Source organism: Bradyrhizobium sp. SEMIA (assembly GCF_014844175.1).
GTDB lineage: Bacteria > Pseudomonadota > Alphaproteobacteria > Rhizobiales > Xanthobacteraceae > Bradyrhizobium > Bradyrhizobium arachidis.
In genome coordinates this window covers 5,671,582-5,689,259 of record NZ_CP046601.1, presented here as the reverse complement: position 1 = coordinate 5,689,259, position 17,678 = coordinate 5,671,582, and the positions used below count along the sequence as shown (strand labels likewise).

Genomic DNA, 17,678 nt, shown 5'->3' with positions numbered 1-17,678 from the left:
CTACACGGGACCGCCCTGTAAGCGTCCACCAGGGACCGCTCAGCCTAGCAGGTGGTTCCAGGGCATGTCGAGGTCCGTAGGATTGTTAGAGCTCTTGGGCCTGCAGCGCGACCGAGGTCGACTGGCGCGTCTGCTCAATGGCGTCGGCTACTTCCATCAGGCCGACAGGGCCGTCGACGACTGCCACGCGCTTCTCGAAGTTCTCGCCTTCGAGCTTCCGACGACGAACGCGCCCGCGCTTGCCATCCTACTGGAGACGGCGCGCAGGGAGACGATCGGGACCTAGAGCCGCGCGAAGGTGTTCGCGATGTCGGCGATCGGCGTCGAGTTGTCGAAAGAGTGGAGCACACTGAGCCATTCCCGCATCTCAGACTCAAACGGCGGAGCGGTGTGGCAATGGGTCATGGCCAGCGGGCTTACAGCTCGTGGCCGTCGCGACGGATCGCCGCCGCGCGGACCTGGCTGTGCCTTCTTCACATCGGGTGACGCTCGCAGACGGCGTCACCCGAAATCGTCTGGCCGTCCATCAGGACGGCGCTGCGAAGTCATACGAGATGCGTCCGGCGGGCAGATAGAACAGCGCGATGACGGCGCCGCCGCGGACCTCGGGATAGTGCCGGCTGCCGGGATCGGGCGCGGTCCAGCCGGGCCCCTGCCAGCCCTGCAGCCCCTTCAGCTCGGCGCCCTTGTCCAGCGGCACGACCAGGTTCAGCTCGCCATAGGGGTGACCGTGATACTGCCCGCGCAGAACGTCGTGGTCGTCCTCGTCCTTGAAGCGGCGCGGATCGGCGCTGTTCATGTAGACGGCCGTGATGCTGAACTGGAACGTCTCGGGCACCGGCTCCAGGATGCGGCTGCGCCGGTAGTTCGGACCGTCGACCTCCTGGTTCGCCGCCCAGCCTTCGGCGACCCCGAACTTAATCAGGCGGGCCAGGTCCTGATAGAGCTGGCTGCCCTCGCCGTATTTGTCATTGAGCCACCGCTCCATCTCCGCGCCGGGCGTCATGTCCTTGACCTCGCGCAGAAACGGAATGCTGCACGCAATCAGTTCGTCTCGGCTTCCCATGGTCTTGTCCTTTCCATCTGGGTTGCACTTTGTTCCTTGAAGCCTGCGAACGAAGCGAACTCCGCGATATCAGCTCGCGGCATCAGCCTGCCCGTGATTTGATGCCTTGCGCGGCCGATCGAGATGCCGCACACCACCATCTGCTCCGCCGGGATCGACAGCAGCGGCCGCAGGATCCCGTGGTATTTCGAGAAGGTCTCCTGCGGACAGGACTGAAGCCCGTGGCCTGCCGCGGCCAGCAGCACGTTCTGGACGAACATGCCGAGGTCGAGCCAGCTCCCGACCTGCAGGCGCCGGTCGATGGTGACGATCAGCCCGATGGGCGCGCCGAAGAACGCATAGTTCTTGGCGGTTTGGGCACTCCTCGCGTCACTATCGGTCTGGGCGATGCCGAGCGAGCCGTAGAACAACCGGCCGAACTCCTGTCGTCGCTGCAGGTAGGGTTCGGGCAGGTCGCTGGCGTAATAGCTGTACTCCGACACGTGCGCGTCGCGGGCGGTTTCGTGCGCCTTGCGCAGTGCCGCCGACACCCTGTCCTTGGCGGCGCCCGCCAGCACGTAGACGTGCCAGGGCTGGATATTGGCGCCGCTTGGCGCAAACCGCGCCACGCGGAGAATCTGCTCGATGGTCCCTCGCCCGACCGGCTCGCCCGAGAAATCGCGGCATGCAAAACGGCCCGCGATGATCTCGTCGATACGGTTCTGCGCAGCCGCCCCCGCGCCGGTCATGGCTTCCTCAAGAGCGGACAGCCACCCTGCTCCATCGGCCGGAACGCTTCGTCACCCGGGATCGTCGCCAGCAGCTCGTAATAGTCGAACTTGTATTTCGACTGCTCGGGCGACTTGACGCGAAACAGATAGATGTCGCGGACCAGCCGGCCGTCTTCCCGGATCCGCCCATTTCGCGTCATGAAATCGTTCACGGGCAGCTCGCGCATCTTGGCGGCGACGGCCGGTCCATCCAGCGTGCCGGCCGTTTGAACTGCCTTGAGGTAGTGCATCACCGCGCCATAGGTGCCGGCGTGGATCATGGTCGGGACCTTCTGGGTCTGCGCGATGAAGCGCTTCGACCACGCCCGCGTGTCCTCGTTCAGGTCCCAATAGAACGCCGAGCTCAGCATCAGGCCCTGGGCGCTCGGCAGTCCGAGACTGTGAATGTCGGCAATGAACACCAGCAGCCCGACCAGTTTCTGATGCTGCGTGATGCCAAATTCGCCGGCCTGCTTGACCGCGTTGATGAAGTCGCCGCCGGAATCGGCCAGCGCGATCACGTCGGCCTTCGAGGACTGCGCCTGGAGCAGAAAGGAGGAGAAATCCGGTGTGTTGATCGGATGTTTCGCGGCGCCGAGCACCTTGCCGCCCATGGCGTCGATGACCTTGCGGCTGTCGGCCTCGAGCTGCGCGCCGAGAGAATAGTCGACCGAAATGAAGTACCAGGACTTTGCGCCGAGACGCGACATCGCCCGCGTCGTTCCCTGTGACAGCGCATAGGTATCGTAGGTCCAGTGAATGCCGGTCGGCGAGCATTCGTCGCCGGTGAGGCGGGATGTGGCCGCGCCGGTGGCGAGGAACAGCTTCTTCTTGTCGCGCGTGATGCCCTGCACCGCCAGCGCGACCGCGGAGTTCGGAACGTCGAGAATGACCTCGACGTTTTCGTTTTCGAGCCACCGCCGGGCGATGGTCGCGCCAACATCGGCCTTGTTTTGATGGTCGCCCGCGACGATCTGGATGCTGCGCCCCAGCACCTGACCACCGAAATCGTCGACGGCCATTTGCGCGGCGACGACCGAGCCCTGGCCGCCATTGTCGGCGTAGAGCGAGGACATGTCGGTGAGGACGCCGAGTTTCACCGGACCATCCTGTGCGACCGCCGAGGCCGTAAACAGCGCCAGTGCTATTCCAATAGCTCCGATCGACATTCCGCAGGATTGCATTGCCCGTCTCCTCCAAATCCGGCGTCGGGATCATGACGGGATCGCGCAATTGCGGAAGTGAAACTCTTGCAGAGTGATCCTGAACGACCTTCAGATTGGTGCGGCGAACGGCCAGGCGTCGGGTCCGGCAACCTGCTCGGTTGCGTCCGCTGCGTGGTTGGCCTTAACTGGATCAGATCGCAGGTACGCAACGGGCGCGCGATCCGCCTTGAGACGGTGTGCTGCTCGTGGCTGTTTCCTTCAAGACCCTGGACCTGAACCTGCTCAAGGTCTTCGACGCCGTCATGGAGGAGCGCAGCGTGCTGCGGGCAAGCCAGCGGGTGGCCCTCAGTCAATCCGCCGTGAGCCATTCGCTCGCCCGGCTGCGCGAGATGCTGGAAGACGATCTGTTCGTGCGCACGGCGACCGGCATGCAGCCGACGGCGCGCGCATTGACGATGGCGCCACAGGTTCGCGAGGCCCTGCGGTCTCTCGAGGCGGCAGTCGAACAGCCGAGCTTCGTTCCGGCGGCCTCCACCCGGCAGTTCACCCTCGCCGCCAACGACTTCACCACGATGGTGCTGGCCTCACCGCTCCTGAAGATACTGAAGGCTGAAGCGCCGGCGATCGACCTCATCATCAAGCCGGTGACGCGGATCGACCTCGCCGAGCAGATCGACCTTGGCCGTATCGACGTTGCGATCGGCGTCTTCTCGGATCCGCCGAGCCGCTTCCGCACCTCGCTGTTGTTCGAATATGACGACGTGCTGATCGTCGGCGGAAAGCGCAAGCTCGGCCGCATCGACAACGCGGCTCTGGCCCGCATGCCGCTGGTCGTCGTCTCCTTCGGCGGCGAACAGGAGGGCGCAATCGGAGGCTTCATCTCCGAGCGTGGCCTTGCCAGGCGATCGGAAATGTACGATCGCGCTGCGCTGGAGCGCGCCCTGTCCGAAAGCGACCGGCCGCCGCGCATAGCCGTTTCGCTGCCGCATTTCCTCGCTTTGCCCGCCCTGCTCGCGGACTCCGAGTTCGCAGCCATCGTTCCGCGTCCATTGGCGCGGGCATTCGAACGCGCGCATGCCGTCACAACATGCGAGCTGCCTTACGCCACAACTCCTGTCGAGGTCCGGCTGCTGTGGCACGAACGTATCGAAGGCGAGCCATCGCATGACTGGCTCCACGAGACCCTGAGGCGCGCGACCGAAGACCTCAGGCGTGGACGCTAGCTGAACGCGCCCCGCGGCCTGGTTCCATGTTTCATGAATGCGACCAGGTGGGCGCGCTGGTGTGGAGGTTGTGCTAGACTGGGCTCGCAGTCCTAACAGAGATCAACAAGGCGGTCTGAACCGCCACTCAGGGAGTTCGTCATGCAGGAGAACGTCGCCCAGGCAGGCCGCTCGCGCGCGCTTCCATTCGATGCCGCCAAGCTCGACCGCCTGATGGAAGCCGCCGGCCTCGACGTGCTGGTCGCGACCTCCAAGCACAATGTGCAGTACCTGCTGGGCGCCGAGCGCGCGATCTTCTTCGACTACATGGATGCCATGGGCGTCAGCCGCTATCTGCCGGTGCTGGTCTATCCCAAGGGCGCGCCGGAGAAGTCCGTCTATATCGGGCACCGTCTGGAGACCCATCAGCGCGCCGTGGCGCCGCCATGGGTGCCGCAGGTCCGGACCGAGTCCAACGGCTCGGTCGATGCCGTGACGCGGGCCGTGGGCCTGATCAAGGACGCGGGCGTGCCGTTGAAGCGGGTCGGGGTCGAGATGGCGTTCCTGCCGATGGATGCCGGCAAGGCGCTGGCCGACGCCCTGCCCGGCGCGGAGCTCAAGGACGCGCTGCTGGTGCTGGAGCGGCTGCGCGCGGTGAAGTCGGCGGACGAGCTGGCAAAGCTCAAGACGGCCTCCGAGCTCGTCATCACCTCCATGCTGGAGGTGATCAGCAAGCATGGCCCCGGCACGACCAAGCAGCAATTGTCGGATGCCTTACGCATCGCCGAAGCCAATCGCGGCCTGACCTTCGAATATTGCCTGCTCGCCTGCGGCAGCAGCCACAACCGGGCACCCTCATCGCAACGCTGGGAGCAAGGCGACGTGCTGTCGCTCGATTCCGGCGGCAATTATCACGGCTATATCGGCGACCTCGCGCGCATGGCCGTGCTCGGCGAGCCCGACGGCGAGCTGAAGGATTGCCTTGCCGAGATCGAAGCGGTGCAGCGCGCCGCGTTTGCGGCGGTCCGGCCGGGCGCCATGGGTGGCGACATCTACGTCGCGGCCGAGCGGGAGCTCGCAAAGATCACCCAGCGCGACTGCACGGACTTCCTGGCCCACGGCATGGGCCTCGTCAGCCATGAGGCCCCTCGCCTGACCGCCACGGGTCCGGTCCCCTACGACGACACGGATGCCCGCCTGCCGCTCGAGCCCGGCATGGTGGTCTCGATCGAGACCACGATGAAGCATCCGAAGCGCGGCTTCATCAAGCTCGAGGACACGGTCGCAGTGACGGCTGCGGGCTACGAGATTTTTGGCGAGGGCGGCCGCGGGTGGAATTTGGGCGGGCGGGGCCTTTAGATCTCGCAGACTATCTGGTGCGAGCCGCGGAGAAGGTGCGCCCCCTCTCCCGCTTGCGGGAGAGGGCTGGGGAGAGGGTGTCTCCGCTGGAGAGACTCCCTGAGAGGAGAGAGCCCTCACCCGGCGCTTCGCGCGACCTCTCCCGCAAGCGGGCGAGGTTAAGGGAGCCAGCCGTCAGCGCATCGACCAAAATGATCTGAACTACCGCGCCAGTAGCATCTCCAGCTGGCTCTGCGCCTTCTTCACCGCGGCCGCGAACCAGCTCTGGTTCGGCGCTTCCTTGGCGAAGCACTTGGTGTAGGCGTCCATCGCCTGGTTTTCCTTGGCCATGGCGTCCTGTGGGGTCTTCCTGGCCATCATCTGCTTCCAGACCTTTTCGCAAGCGGGAATCTCGGCCGTCTTCACGGCCTCGCTTGCGGCGAGGAAGTAGACCTTGTCGCCCACGATCGCGACGACGTCGATTTCGTGCGGCGCTCCCTTCAAATCGCCGTTGCCGCGGATGCCGAGCACGGCGACCGCGGCGCTCGCGGATGCGGGCTTGGTGACTGGCAGCTCCGCATATTTGGCAAAGGCCGCGTCCTGGATCGCCTGATAGTAGAAGCGGTCCGACTTGAAGGCGGCGCCCGCCTCCTGCGGCATGCCGTCCTCGCGATGCTCGGCGAGCCAGTGCTTGAGCAGCCCGGTCGTGGTCACGACGGCCTGCAGCTTGTCGCCTTCGGTGGCGAAGCCGAGGCCGTCGAGATGGCCGAAGCCGATGTCGTCCTTGAACAGCGTATCGACGTTCGACGTTCCCTCCGCAGGCAGCCCCTTGATCGTGACCGGCCCGACCAGGCCGCGCAGCACGCCGGCCAGCTCCTTCAGCGCCGCATCGTGCTGCTTATAGGTCTCGTCGTTCTCCTTGGCCTTCGAGAATTTTGCGATGTAGCGGTCGCGCAGGTCGAGATAGTGCTGCTCGGGCGCGGCCGCATGAGCAGGCGCGGCCAGGGCTAGCAGGCACAGCAAGGCAAGCGATCTCATGGCAATTCCAGGCGGGTCGGAGCGATCTCCAGTCTTTGTGCCGGCGCCGGGCGCGAAGGTTCATCCGGCAAAGAATTGCAGGAGCCCTACTCCGGCGTAGCACAGCTGCCTCCGGCCGCATCCATCGCAGCACACCAGCCGAACACGATGGCGGGCCCGATCATCGTGCCGGGCCCCGGGTACGTGCCGCGGAAGATCGAGGAAGCATCGGTCCCGACCGCGTATAGTCCGGACAGGATCTTCCCATCGCGAGACAACACCCGTGCGCTCGAATCCGTGCGCAAGCCGGCGCTGCTGGCAAGATCCGACGGCCACACGGCGACCGAATAATACGGACCCGGGCCGATCCGCCGCAGGCAGGGATTGGGGCCGGCCAGGGGATCGCCGTTGAAGCGATTGAGCGGGCTTGAACCGCGACCGAAATCTTCGTCGACCCCGGAGTCGGCGTAGCGATTGTATCGCTCCATCGTCGCAGCAAGCTGCCCGGCATCGACGCCGATCTTTTGCGCCAGCTGCGCGATCGTCTCCGCCTCGACCAAATAATTGGCTTGTACGAACTCATTCAGGTTCCGGGTGCCGGGGTGAACGAGCCCGATGCCGAAATCCCTGATGAAGGTCCGATCGCAGATCAGGAAGGCTGGAATTGAAGACGGTGCGTTCGATCGCAGCATCGCGGCCACGAAGTCGTGGTAGGAATCGGCCTCGTTCACGAAGCGGCGGCCCGATCTGTTGACGGCCAGCAGTCCCGGTTTGGCCCGATCGAGCATGATGTGCGGGAATACCGACACATGGCCGTCCGCCTGCGCCATCACCGAGCTCGGCATCCACAGGGCCGGACTGTCGAGGTCACGCGTGATGGCGGCGTTGATGCGCTCGGCTGCCAGGATACCGTCGCCCGTGTTCGACGTCGGCGCGAGCGAAAAGCGGCGCGCCGGTTCCGGAAACAGCCGTTCGCGAAGCTCGCGGCTCCAGCCGATGCCTCCGCTTGCCAGTACCACGCCTCTGCGGGCGCGTATCCTCAGCTCTCCCGCCGGAGACGAAAGAACCGCACCGACGATCTCGTCGCCGTCGCATATGAGCTCGCGAAGCCCGGTCTCAAACCGCACAGTGACGCCGGCCCGGCGCACACTGTCAAAGAGCCTCGCGACGAGCGCATTGCCCATGATCAGGCGCGTTCCGCGCTTGTGGTTGATGCGATCCAGCGCATGCCGGGTGAGCAGACCGGCGACGTGCCGAAAATTCGCCCAGCTGCGAAAGGGAGCGAGCAGCGCGGGAATGTCGGCTTTGCCGATCATCATGCCGCCGAGAACCATGAACTCGCGGCGTGGTGGCCTGATGCGGGCAAAATCGTCGCCGAGCTTGCGGCCGTCGAACGGAACGGCTCCGAGTGCGCGGCCGCCGATCGCGGCGCCCGGAAGGTGCTTGTAGTCGGGGTGGACCGGGGGCGCCGCGAACCGGACGCTCGTCTTTTGCTCGAGATAGTCGAGAACGACCGGACCCATCTTGAGGAACCTGTCCACGCGTTGGTCGGTCGCTTGCTCGCCGAGCATCGCGGCAAGATAGGTACGCGCGGCCTCGACCGTATCAGGCGTTCCGGCGCGCTGTCCCTGCCGGTTGCCCGGAATCCAGACTGTCCCGGCGGAGGTCGCGGTGGTCCCGCCCACCATGTCCGACTTCTCGCAGAGGATGACGTTGAGCCCTTCGAGGGCACCAACCAGCGCGGCGGTCATGCCGGCCGCACCGGCGCCGACGACCAAGAGATCGGTTTCAACGTCCCAGGAGCGATCGGCTTGCGCCATCCCGAGCCACCTTCTCTCACGCCGCCGCGCGCGCCCTTTCGACCACGGCCCTGCCCGCCGCGAGAGCCCGGCGCGCCCGCGTTTCGGCATCGACGGTCTTCGCCAGTTGAACGGTCGGCACCTCGATACTGATGGTCAGGCCCTCCGGCATCGCCTTCGTCAAGCCGACGAGATCGATGCCGCCCTCGCCCGGAAACATCCGCTCCTCGCGCGCGGCATGGATGAGCTGCTCAGCCGTCGCCGGACGTTCGGCAGGGCCGTCGCAGAGTTGCCAGTAGTGAAGCCGCTCGATCTCGATGGTGCGAAGATCCGCGAGAGAGCTTTGCGACCGATCGAAATGCAGGGCATCGACCAGGATGCCGGCTGCGGGATGATCGACCTCGGCGACGATCCGCATTGCGGTCTTCAGGTCCGGGACGCAGGTCCAGGGCATGAATTCGAGATCGGACGTCAGGCCGTACTTTGCCGCCACTTCGCAAAACTGCCGATAGCGATCGGAGAACCGTGCCAGATCCGGGTCGTAGGCAGCGACAAGAATGTGCCTGGCGCCGAGGCGGGCGCCGGCCTCGAAGAAGGGCGTGAAGGACGCAACGTCCGTCTCCGGCCTGAACGCAACGACCTCGAGATCCGCCACGGTCACGCCGGTCGACTCCAATCGCCGCAAGGTCTCCCGCAGGAGCGGCGCGTCGTCCATCAGGCGATAGGCGATCCCGTCCGGCGTGGCAGGCAACAGCCTCAGGCCGACTTGGTCGTAGCCGCAGCGGGCTGCCAGGGTGATCATCTCCGGCGGCGCGAGCTCGAGCACGGTGAGCGCGGCGAGCGAGAAACTGGCCATCAGCCGAAATCCGCGATGCGGGCGTCGAGCGCGAACATGGCCTGATATACCTCCGCCTCGCTGGCGCGGTCCATGACCTCGGGCGCAATCCTGCGCGCCTGCTGCAATGTAGCGTCGAGCGAGGCCTCGTCGAGCGCCTCGATCAGCAACAGCCCCGCGAAGAAGCCCTCGTCCTTCCGCATGCCTTTCTCCGTTGTCTGAACCGACGTCCGCGCCTCGTCGGTTGCGCCGATCTGCACGGCGGCAATTCCGTCGCAGGCGACGAGCGCCTCGGCCAGCTTCTGCGGGTTTTCAGGCAACGCCTCGATCCGCAGCGCCGTGATCGTGGCCCCCTCGCCTCGCCCTGCCCGCGCGACCATGACGCCGCCGCCGCGGATGAAGTTGCCGAGCTTCGGCATGATGCGCTGCGACCACGGGCTCGGTGCGTTGAGGCGCGCGAGATAAGCCTCGCCGTCGAGGACCTCGGGCGCTTCGAGCTCGTACAGGATGAAGAAGCGGTTGATGTCGTCCCGCGCGGCGCGGAAGACGCGCGACGCCAGAAAGCCCTTGGTTGTCACTCGCTCGGTGGTGTGCTCGCGCGTCAGCCAGTGCCGGTAATCGGTCAGATCGTGCGCCTCGACGTCGCTCCAGATCGCGAGAAATCCCGCTCCGCGCATAGCCCGCTCCCTGCTTACGCCTTGCCGGCCGCCGCAAGCCCATGCAGGGCCGGCGGGATCGTTTCGGGCAATTGCCCAAGCCGCTGCACGACCGCCAGCATCGCGGCGAGATAGCCGTATGGGCCAAGGCCGCAAATGACCGCCGTGGAGGCACTCGAGGTGATCGAATGGCGGTGCAGCTCGTCGCGCGCATGGATGTTCGAGATGTGAACCTCGATCTTGACGCCCTCGAAGATCTTCAGCGCATCGATCAGCGCGATCGACGTGAAGGAATAGCCCGCCGGGTTCATGATGATCGCATCCGCCTTGCCATGGGCGGACTGGATCAGGCCGACGAGCTCGCCTTCCATGTTGGACTGGTGGAACGAGATCGACACGCCGAGCTGGCCGGCCAGCGCCTGGCAGCTGTCCTCGATCTCCTTCAGCGTCGTCGAGCCGTAGATATGGGGCTCGCGGATGCCGAGGAAATTGAGATTCGGTCCATTGAGGATCATGATCCGTGCGGCCATCTTCCTTGCCTCCTTTGCCAACGCTGCCCGATTAGCCGCCGAACCATTTCGCCGGAACCGTCACCAGTCCCGGGAACAGCACCATCGCGAACAGGACGATCAGCTGCGCGATCATGAACGGCCAGACGCCCTTGATGATGTCCTCCATGCTGATCCTGGAGACGCCGCAGACGACGTTGAGCACGATGCCGACCGGCGGCGTGATCAGGCCGATGGAATTGTTGATGATGAACAGCACGCCGAAATAGACGGGGTCGATATGCGCCGCCTTGATGATCGGCATCAGGATCGGCGTCAGGATCAGGATCGTCGGCGTCATGTCGAGCGCGGTGCCTACGATCACCACGACCACCATGATCGCCAGCATCAGGATCGTGTTGTTGCCCATGAACGGCTTCAGAAGATCGACGACCTGGGCGGAGATCTCGGACACCGTGATGAGCCAGGACGACACCAAAGCCGCGGCGACCAGGAACATGACGACACTCGTGGTCACGGCTGACGAGACCAGGACCGCGTAGACCTCCGACCATTTCAGCTCGCGATAGACGCAGGTCGCGACGAACAGCGAATAGACCGCGACGACAACGCCGGCCTCGGTCGGCGTGAAGATGCCGAAGCGCAGGCCGACGATGATGATGCCGGGCAGCATCAGCGCCCAGAAGCCGTCGATGATGGCGTGCAGGATCTCGCGCAGCGAGGCCCGCGGCGGCGGTGACAGGTTCTCCTTGCGCACGACCCAGTACCAGGCGGCGCAGAGGCCCAATCCCAGCAGCAGCCCGGGCACGATGCCGGCGAGAAACAGCTTTGAGATCGAGACGTTGGCGGCAACGCCGAAGATCACGAAGCCGATGCTGGGCGGAATGACCGGGCCGATGACGCCGCCGGCGGCCACGAGACCGGCCGCGTAGGTCTTCTTGTGTCCTGCCGCCACCATCATCGGCACCAGCAGCGCCGCGAGCGCAGCAGCGTCGGCGGCGGCGGACCCCGAGAGCGACGACAGGATGCAGGCCGCCAGAATCGTAACGTAGCCGAGGCCGCCCCTGAAGTGCCCGACCGCAACGAGGGCGACATTGACGATGCGCTTGGCCAGCCCGCCCTTGTTCATGATCTCGCCGGCGAGCATGAAGAACGGGATCGCCATCAGCGGAAAGCTGTCCGCGCCGTTGATGACGTTCTGCGCCACGATCTGGGAATCGAACATGTCGATCGTGCTCATCAGCGCGACGCCGCAGATGAGGAGCGCAAACGCGATCGGCATCCCCAGCGCCATGGCGCCGAGCAGCGAGATGGTGAAGATGGCGATCGTCATGGCATGATCCCAGTGACGCGAACGGGATGAGCGAATGCGAGGGCAATGGATGACATCACTGCTCCTCCGATTCCCGGACGGCCACCATGTCCTCCTCGCTCGCCTGCCCGCTGATCACCCGGTAGAGGTCGTAGAGAAGGATCACCGCGGCCGACACGCCGAAGATCACGCCGACGGCGTAGAAGATCGCCATCGACAGGCCGGTGGCCGGCGCGCGGTCGTCGATGTTGATGAGGGTCTGGCGCCAGCTGCCGGAGAGCAGCAGCCAGTCGGCAAACAGCATCAGGCCATAATTGATGACGAAGCAGATCCGCTTGCCCGCGGCCGGCAGCATCCGGACCAGGGTGTCGACGCCGAGATGGGCGTGCTCGCGCAGTGCGACGATGGCGCCGAGGAAGGTCAGCCACACCAGCAGCCAGCGCGACAGCTCCTCGGAGAGGGTGATGCCGGAGTTGAAGCCGTAACGCAGCACCACATTGCCGAACACCAGCACCACCATGACCGCAAGACACGCCGCAATGACGGCCTTGAGGAACGAGCAATAGAGGTCGAGAAAGCGCGCCATGCGTGACGTCCAGGCAAATGGGAGATGTGAGCCGCCCGACGGCCGGCTCCGCCGCCTTCCGCGATGGAGCGACCTGTTACTTCACGTCCTTGCGGATGCGCTCGACTTCGTCGTTGAAGAGCTTCACCGTCTCGGCGCGAAGATTGGCGGAAATCTTGTCCACGACCGGCTGTACCGTCTTGCGCATGCGGTCGGTCTCCTCTGGGGCGATCGCGTTGTACTGCATGCCCTTGGCCTGCAATTCCGCCAGCGCCTTTTCGGTCTGCAGCCGCGTCTGCTCCTTCTGGTAGCCGCGGCTTTCCTCATAGGCCTCGCGCATCAGGCGCTGCTCGGTCGGCGACAGCTTGTCCCAGAACGCCTTGCTCACCAGGATGATGTTGAGGGTGAAGGTGTGGTTGGTGGCGGAAACGTATTTCTGCACTTCGTAGAACTTGTTGGAGAGGATGACCGTGTACGGATTCTCCTGGCCGTCGACGGTGCGGGTCTCCAGCGCCGAATACAATTCGCCGAAGGCCATCGGAACCGGATTGGCCTTAAAGGCGCTGAAGCTTTCGAGATAGACCGGGTTCGGAATCACGCGAAGCTTGAGGCCGCTGAAGTCCTCGACCTTGGTGATGGGTCGCGTGCTGTTGGTGACGTTGCGAAAGCCCAGGCCCCAATAGCCGAGACCGATCAGATTCTTGGACGGCAAGGTCTCGAGCATCGCCTTGCCGAATTTGCCGGTCGCGAGCGCGTCGGCCTGCTCGGTGGTGTTGAACAGGAACGGGAAATCGATCAGGCCGAACTCCGGAACGACGGTCGCAAGCGACGTCGTCGAGGCCGACAGCATCTCCTGGGTGCCGCCGCGCAGCGCGGATTGTTGCTGCAACTCGTTGCCGAGCTGTGAGGCCGCGAACTCGCGGACCTTCATCTTGCCCCCGCTCTTGGCCAGCAGGATCTCGGCAAACTTCTGCACGCCGAAGCTGACGGGGTGATCGGTGTTGTTGAGGTGCCCCCACCGGATCGTCCGCTCCTGGATGTCATCGGCGGCGGATGCGCCGACCGTCAGCGCCACGCAGATCGCCGTCGCAGACAGCGCCCGTACCAACAAGCTCATCGTGTCCTCCCTGTTCTCTCGGGCACGACCGGCGGCTTACGCGCTTATTTCCCGCACCCTCAGCTCATTTACACATCATACATATATTTCGATGTCAAAGGAGATTATACATTTCATATGATATTCCTGTAGACGTCAGACATCGAACTTCTGCTATAGTGCTGGGAACATTGATGGTTCGGTGCCTTGCGGGAGGGCGAACGAGCCGGACAAGCGGGATCAGACGGCATGACGGCACTCGAGGAACGGGCCTTGTCGGCGGGCGACAGCGGCTATCAGCGCATCCGGTCCGACATCATTTTCGGCGTGCTTACGCCATCCGGGCGCCTCAAGCTCGATGCCATGAAGGAGGATTACGGCGTCAGCATCTCGACCCTGCGCGAGATCCTCAATCGCCTGACATCGGAAGGTTTCGTGGTCGCCGAAGGCCAGCGCGGCTTCGAGGTGGCGCCGGTCTCGATCCAGAATCTGCGCGAGCTCGCCGAGCTGCGCATCCTCCTGGAGCATCATGCGATGGCCGAGTCGTTTCGGGCCGGCGACGTCGAGTGGGAAGCCCGCGTGGTGTCAGCACATCACAAGCTGGCGGCCACCGAGCGCACTGTCCTCAAGGAGGGCGACGATCCCGAGCTGCGCAAGCGCTATGACGGCGAATTTCACCAGGCGCTGATCTCGGCTTGCGGGTCGCGCGAACTGATGCATACCCATTCGATCGTGTTCGACAAATACTTTCGCTATGCGCTGCGCTATCGCGGCACCGAGACCATCAACCAGCACAAGGCCTTGCTGGATTGCGCCCTGAAGCGGGACATCAAGCGCGCCCGCACCGTTCTCAGCGAGCACATCAACGGCTGCGTCGCGCATGCGCTGTCCTCCTGGAAGGGCAGCTGACGGCGCTTCCGGCATGACCGTGACTTCCATTTCCCCTGCCAGGGTCGAGACCGCGGTCGCCAGCGCGGATATTCTCGGCGAGACGCCGCTGTGGTGCGACCGGACCGGCAAGCTGTGGTGGGTCGATATCGACGGCCGCCTGCATCAATCCTTCGATCCGGCGACGGGCGCGCATCAGGTTTCCTCCTACGATTGCCAATTCCTCGGCAGTCAGGCCCTGACGGCGGACGGCTCGCATCTGCTCGCGCAAGATCTGACCCTCCACCGCCGCTCGGCCGATGCTGAGGGGCCGGTCATCAAGGTCGAAAGCGGCCTCGACAACCGCCTCAACGACGGCCGCGTGGACGCGCGCGGCCGGCTGTGGATCGGCACCATGGACAATCAGCTGCATCGTCCGAACGGCTCGCTGTATCGCGTGACCGCGGACGGTGAGGTCACGCGCATCTTCGGCGACGTCATCGTGACCAACGGGATCGCGTTCTCGCCGGACAATCGCACGCTCTATTTCACGGACACGCGGCGATATTGCACCTGGATGTTCGACTTCGATCTCGACGACGGCGTCGTCCGCAACCGGCGCCTGTTCGCGGACTACAGCGCCTCGCAGGAAAGACCTGATGGCGCCTGCGTCGATGTCGCGGGCGGGCTCTGGACGGCCTTCTTCTCGGGCGGCCGCCTGGTGCGCTATCGGCCGGACGGGCAGATCGACACCGTCGTCCCGTTGCCGGTGACCAATCCGACCTGCCTGTGCTTTGGAGGCAGCGATCTCAAAACGCTGTTCGTGACGACGGCCAGGAAGTTCTTGGATCGGCAGCAGCTGCGCGTCGAGCCACAGGCCGGGCACGTGCTTGCCATTCATGGCCTCGCGCAGGGGCTGCCCGAGCATCGGTTCGGATAGTTCGGGCCCTACTCCGCCGGCGCGAGCTGCTCCCGGCTCTGGCGTATCGCTGCCGTCTCCCGCACGCGAATGCGGGCGCGGCGCTTGCGCCACCAGATCACGACGCCGGTGACCGAGAGCGCGGCCACGACCAAGCCCATGATCGAGATCAGGATGCGGCCGAACAGTCCGACGATGCGGCCCGAATGCAGCGGAAACTGCGCCTGCACGAAGACGTCGGCGGCGGTGCCGACCCAGGGCAGCCGCTCGCCGATCGGACGGCCGTCCTCGCTGTCGTAATAGAGCTGCGCCGGGCCGACGCCGCCGGCGCCGTGATCGTCGCCGGGATGGAAGAAGGCGGCGGCATAGACGCCGTGGGCGGGGCCGTAGCTTAGCGAGCCGACCGGGACGGTCCAGCCGCGCGCCTTGCCGTCGGCGGCCGCGCGCGCGGCGATCTGGGCGAACGTCATCTTGGGCTCGATGGGATCGTCGAGACCGCGGTACGGCCGCTGCTCATAGGGCGTCGGCGTATAGTTCGACACCATCTTCATCAGCGGCGAGAACACCTCGAAATAAAGGTTCAGCGAGAACGCCGTGAAGGCGATGATGAACAGCACGCCCCAGGTCCACAGGCTGAAGGCGCGGTGGATGTCGAAATTGATCCGGTAGGCGCTGCCTGATGTCTTGATCATCCAGGCCGGCGCCCAGCGCGCCCAGAAGCCGCGTTCGAGCTGACGCGCTACCTGCGGCGCCCGCGCGGCCTTGGCGCGTCGCCGCGAGGGCAGCGTCAGATAGAAGCCGACGAAACAGTCGATGGTCCAGATGATGGCGATCACGCCGAGCACGCGCATGCCCCAGCGATCGCTGCCCCAGAATTCCGGGATGTGCATGGTGTAGTGCAGCTTGTAGAGGAACGAGACGAAGTTCTCCCGCGTCACCGGCCACACCGCGCCCCAATAGCGGCGGCCGAGCTCGACCCCCGTGTTGGGGTCGAGGAAAACCTGGTTGTAATCGAGCACGTAGCGCTTGCCGGTCGAAGGATCGATCCGCGGCATGATGAAGAACCAGAGTGAGTGCCCCTCCTCCGGCGTCATGAAGAGATAGACCACGCGCGACCGGGGATCGCGCTGCTCGATCATCCTGGCGAGCTCGATCGAGGGAATCGCCGGACCCTTGCTGGTGACGTCGAACAGATGGCTGTTGAGGACGTCGTCGATCTCGTGGTCCCAGGAGATGATCGCGCCGGTGATGCCGGAGAAGAACAGGAAGCCGGCTGTGAGCAGTCCCGCCCACCGATGCAATCGGCCGAATATCGCTCTCATCGAGGTTTCACAGTTGCCGGCTTCACCGGTACGATTTTTGATGCCTCGCCCTAACCCAAGCGTTTTCGGAGCGCGATAGGAACGATCGTAGAATCCCTCCAGACGCGTGCACGGCATGTGCGGCGAAAGCGCCCATCCGTCAGAGATGGCGGGTTTCGCTCACGGCCAGTCGGCAAAGTTCAGGGCCGGCCTTGCGCGGCCGGATCTTGCGCGCGCGGCGAGGCGTCGCCGCCAGGCGCCGGGCGCCTCGCCGGTGTGCTTGCGGAAGAAGCGGCTGAAATAGGCGGTATCCTTGAAGCCCAGCGCGAAGGCGATCTGCTTCACCGTGCCCGTGCCCGCCTCGAGCCGGGTCGCGGCCTCCCTGACCACGCGCTGCTGGATCAGCGCGCTCGGCGATCGCTGCAGTTCGCGGCTGCACAGCGCGTGCAGGCGATCCGGAGTCATGCCGAGCAGTTTGGCATAATCGGCCACGCGCAATTGCTGATGATAGCGCTCCTCGAGCAGCCTGCGAAAACGGCCGAGGATGTCGGCGCTGCTGCCCTCCTCGTCCGGGCCGCGGTCGGCCGCAAAGAGGCGCCAGAATCGCAGCACGCACAGCGTTAGCTCCGCCGACATGATCGAGGCCGCGCCGCTGCGCGCGGGTGCGGCGATCTCGGCCGCGATCGCCTCGATCGAGCGTGAGACCGTCGTGACGAGATCTGGCTCGACCGGCAACGCCATGATGCCGCCGGCGCCGTCGAGCGCGAGATAGGCCGCCTCCGCCGAGGGTGGCAGGTAACGATGCCACATGCCCGACCGCAGCCGCAGCAGGCCGGCGGCCGTGCCGGCCGATATCTCCAGATGCTCGGCACATCCCGCGGGCAGCCAGATGAGGCCCGGACCGTGCAGTTCGAGCGTCTCCCCTTCGCTCAGCACGGCAGCGCGGCCGCCGCCCTGGAGGCTGAGCAGATGGATGAAGGGCCCGGCGGCCATGGAGCCCAGCATCCAGCGGCGTGCAACGTAATGCGAGCCGATCAGCTCGGCGCTGATCGTCGCCGTCCCCGCCGCGGCCATGATGGCGGGGGCTGCGGCCGGGTCCGCGACCCCTCGACGCAGGTCATGGGGGCGACCAGAAACGTGCAATCTTTCGCCGGATTTATCCATTGAGGGAAAAAAGCCGAAGGTGCTTGCTAGGTCAAGTCCCAGCCGCGGCGGCGCACGACGCCACCGGAAAAGAGCCGGGACGCACAGGAAACGATCCAGTCACATCACTTGCGAACG

At 65.1% G+C, this 17,678-nt stretch carries 17 protein-coding genes and 1 pseudogene; 5 read left to right on the top strand and 13 right to left on the bottom strand.

Annotation, left to right across the window (positions count from 1 at the left end):
* Positions 1 to 92 precede the first annotated feature (92 nt).
* Positions 93 to 277: pseudogene (locus FOM02_RS27765) on the top strand (3'-5' exonuclease); the annotation flags it as partial.
* A gap of 249 nt (positions 278 to 526) precedes the next feature.
* Here the strand turns inward: FOM02_RS27765 and FOM02_RS27760 are convergent.
* From FOM02_RS27760 to FOM02_RS27750, 3 genes are read right to left on the bottom strand one after another with little or no spacing between them, the layout of a single operon-like run.
* Positions 527 to 1,066, bottom strand: a complete 540-nt coding sequence (locus FOM02_RS27760; protein WP_027558078.1) for a DUF4863 family protein — start codon at positions 1,064 to 1,066, stop codon at positions 527 to 529.
* Positions 1,045 to 1,794, bottom strand: coding sequence for a nitroreductase (locus FOM02_RS27755; protein WP_035729746.1), 750 nt, complete (start codon positions 1,792 to 1,794; stop codon positions 1,045 to 1,047). The genes FOM02_RS27760 and FOM02_RS27755 overlap by 22 nt, the downstream gene beginning before the upstream one ends.
* Positions 1,791 to 2,999: an ABC transporter substrate-binding protein gene (locus FOM02_RS27750; RefSeq protein WP_027558076.1), complete on the bottom strand. Its 1,209-nt coding sequence runs from the start codon at positions 2,997 to 2,999 to the stop codon at positions 1,791 to 1,793. Before FOM02_RS27750 ends, FOM02_RS27755 begins: the two co-directional genes overlap by 4 nt.
* A 227-nt stretch (positions 3,000 to 3,226) precedes the next feature.
* Between FOM02_RS27750 and FOM02_RS27745 the strand changes: the two genes are divergently transcribed.
* Together FOM02_RS27745 and FOM02_RS27740 are read left to right on the top strand one after the other, a co-directional pair.
* Positions 3,227 to 4,204 carry a LysR family transcriptional regulator gene (locus tag FOM02_RS27745; RefSeq protein ID WP_027558075.1) on the top strand — a complete coding sequence of 326 codons (978 nt, stop codon included), beginning with the start codon at positions 3,227 to 3,229 and terminating at the stop codon, positions 4,202 to 4,204.
* A gap of 141 nt (positions 4,205 to 4,345) precedes the next feature.
* Entirely contained in the window at positions 4,346 to 5,542 is a 1,197-nt protein-coding gene (locus FOM02_RS27740) for a M24 family metallopeptidase (protein WP_027558074.1), read from the top strand.
* Between the two features lie 201 nt (positions 5,543 to 5,743).
* Here the strand turns inward: FOM02_RS27740 and FOM02_RS27735 are convergent, their stop codons facing one another.
* The 8 genes from FOM02_RS27735 to FOM02_RS27700 all read right to left on the bottom strand — a co-directional run bounded on the left by FOM02_RS27735 (position 5,744) and on the right by FOM02_RS27700 (position 13,331).
* The gene (locus tag FOM02_RS27735; protein ID WP_027558073.1) at positions 5,744 to 6,559 is read right to left on the bottom strand and encodes a hypothetical protein; all 816 of its coding nucleotides are present in this window, start codon (positions 6,557 to 6,559) and stop codon (positions 5,744 to 5,746) included.
* 86 nt (positions 6,560 to 6,645) lie between these two features.
* Positions 6,646 to 8,358, bottom strand: coding sequence for an FAD-dependent oxidoreductase (locus FOM02_RS27730; protein WP_028146291.1), 1,713 nt, complete (start codon positions 8,356 to 8,358; stop codon positions 6,646 to 6,648).
* Positions 8,359 to 8,374: 16 nt separating this feature from the next.
* The gene (locus FOM02_RS27725) at positions 8,375 to 9,193 is read right to left on the bottom strand and encodes a sugar phosphate isomerase/epimerase family protein (RefSeq protein WP_028146292.1); all 819 of its coding nucleotides are present in this window, start codon (positions 9,191 to 9,193) and stop codon (positions 8,375 to 8,377) included.
* Positions 9,193 to 9,849 carry a hypothetical protein gene (locus tag FOM02_RS27720; RefSeq protein WP_027558071.1) on the bottom strand — a complete coding sequence of 219 codons (657 nt, stop codon included), beginning with the start codon at positions 9,847 to 9,849 and terminating at the stop codon, positions 9,193 to 9,195. The genes FOM02_RS27725 and FOM02_RS27720 overlap by 1 nt, the downstream gene beginning before the upstream one ends.
* Before the next feature lie 14 nt (positions 9,850 to 9,863).
* A complete protein-coding gene (locus tag FOM02_RS27715; protein ID WP_027558070.1) occupies positions 9,864 to 10,358 on the bottom strand; it encodes a type II 3-dehydroquinate dehydratase in 495 nt (164 codons plus the stop codon).
* Between the two features lie 31 nt (positions 10,359 to 10,389).
* Positions 10,390 to 11,670 (bottom strand): TRAP transporter large permease, encoded by a 1,281-nt coding sequence (locus FOM02_RS27710; protein ID WP_027558069.1) that lies wholly within the window; start codon positions 11,668 to 11,670, stop codon positions 10,390 to 10,392.
* A 55-nt stretch (positions 11,671 to 11,725) separates the two neighbouring features.
* Positions 11,726 to 12,235: a TRAP transporter small permease gene (locus FOM02_RS27705; protein ID WP_027558068.1), complete on the bottom strand. Its 510-nt coding sequence runs from the start codon at positions 12,233 to 12,235 to the stop codon at positions 11,726 to 11,728.
* Positions 12,236 to 12,311: 76 nt separating this feature from the next.
* Positions 12,312 to 13,331 (bottom strand): TRAP transporter substrate-binding protein, encoded by a 1,020-nt coding sequence (locus FOM02_RS27700; protein WP_027558067.1) that lies wholly within the window; start codon positions 13,329 to 13,331, stop codon positions 12,312 to 12,314.
* A gap of 228 nt (positions 13,332 to 13,559) precedes the next feature.
* Between FOM02_RS27700 and FOM02_RS27695 the strand changes: the two genes are divergently transcribed.
* Together FOM02_RS27695 and FOM02_RS27690 are read left to right on the top strand one after the other, a co-directional pair.
* A complete protein-coding gene (locus tag FOM02_RS27695) occupies positions 13,560 to 14,219 on the top strand; it encodes a GntR family transcriptional regulator (RefSeq protein WP_027558066.1) in 660 nt (219 codons plus the stop codon).
* A gap of 13 nt (positions 14,220 to 14,232) precedes the next feature.
* Complete coding sequence (locus FOM02_RS27690) at positions 14,233 to 15,117, top strand: SMP-30/gluconolactonase/LRE family protein (protein WP_027558065.1); 885 nt, start codon at positions 14,233 to 14,235, stop codon at positions 15,115 to 15,117.
* A gap of 8 nt (positions 15,118 to 15,125) precedes the next feature.
* On the opposite strand, the gene fsrB is transcribed toward FOM02_RS27690, so the two are convergent.
* Positions 15,126 to 16,418, bottom strand: coding sequence for a siderophore utilization protein FsrB (fsrB, locus tag FOM02_RS27685; protein ID WP_027558064.1), 1,293 nt, complete (start codon positions 16,416 to 16,418; stop codon positions 15,126 to 15,128).
* A 159-nt stretch (positions 16,419 to 16,577) separates the two neighbouring features.
* Positions 16,578 to 17,471: a helix-turn-helix domain-containing protein gene (locus FOM02_RS27680; RefSeq protein ID WP_231164022.1), complete on the bottom strand. Its 894-nt coding sequence runs from the start codon at positions 17,469 to 17,471 to the stop codon at positions 16,578 to 16,580.
* Positions 17,472 to 17,678 lie beyond the last annotated feature (207 nt).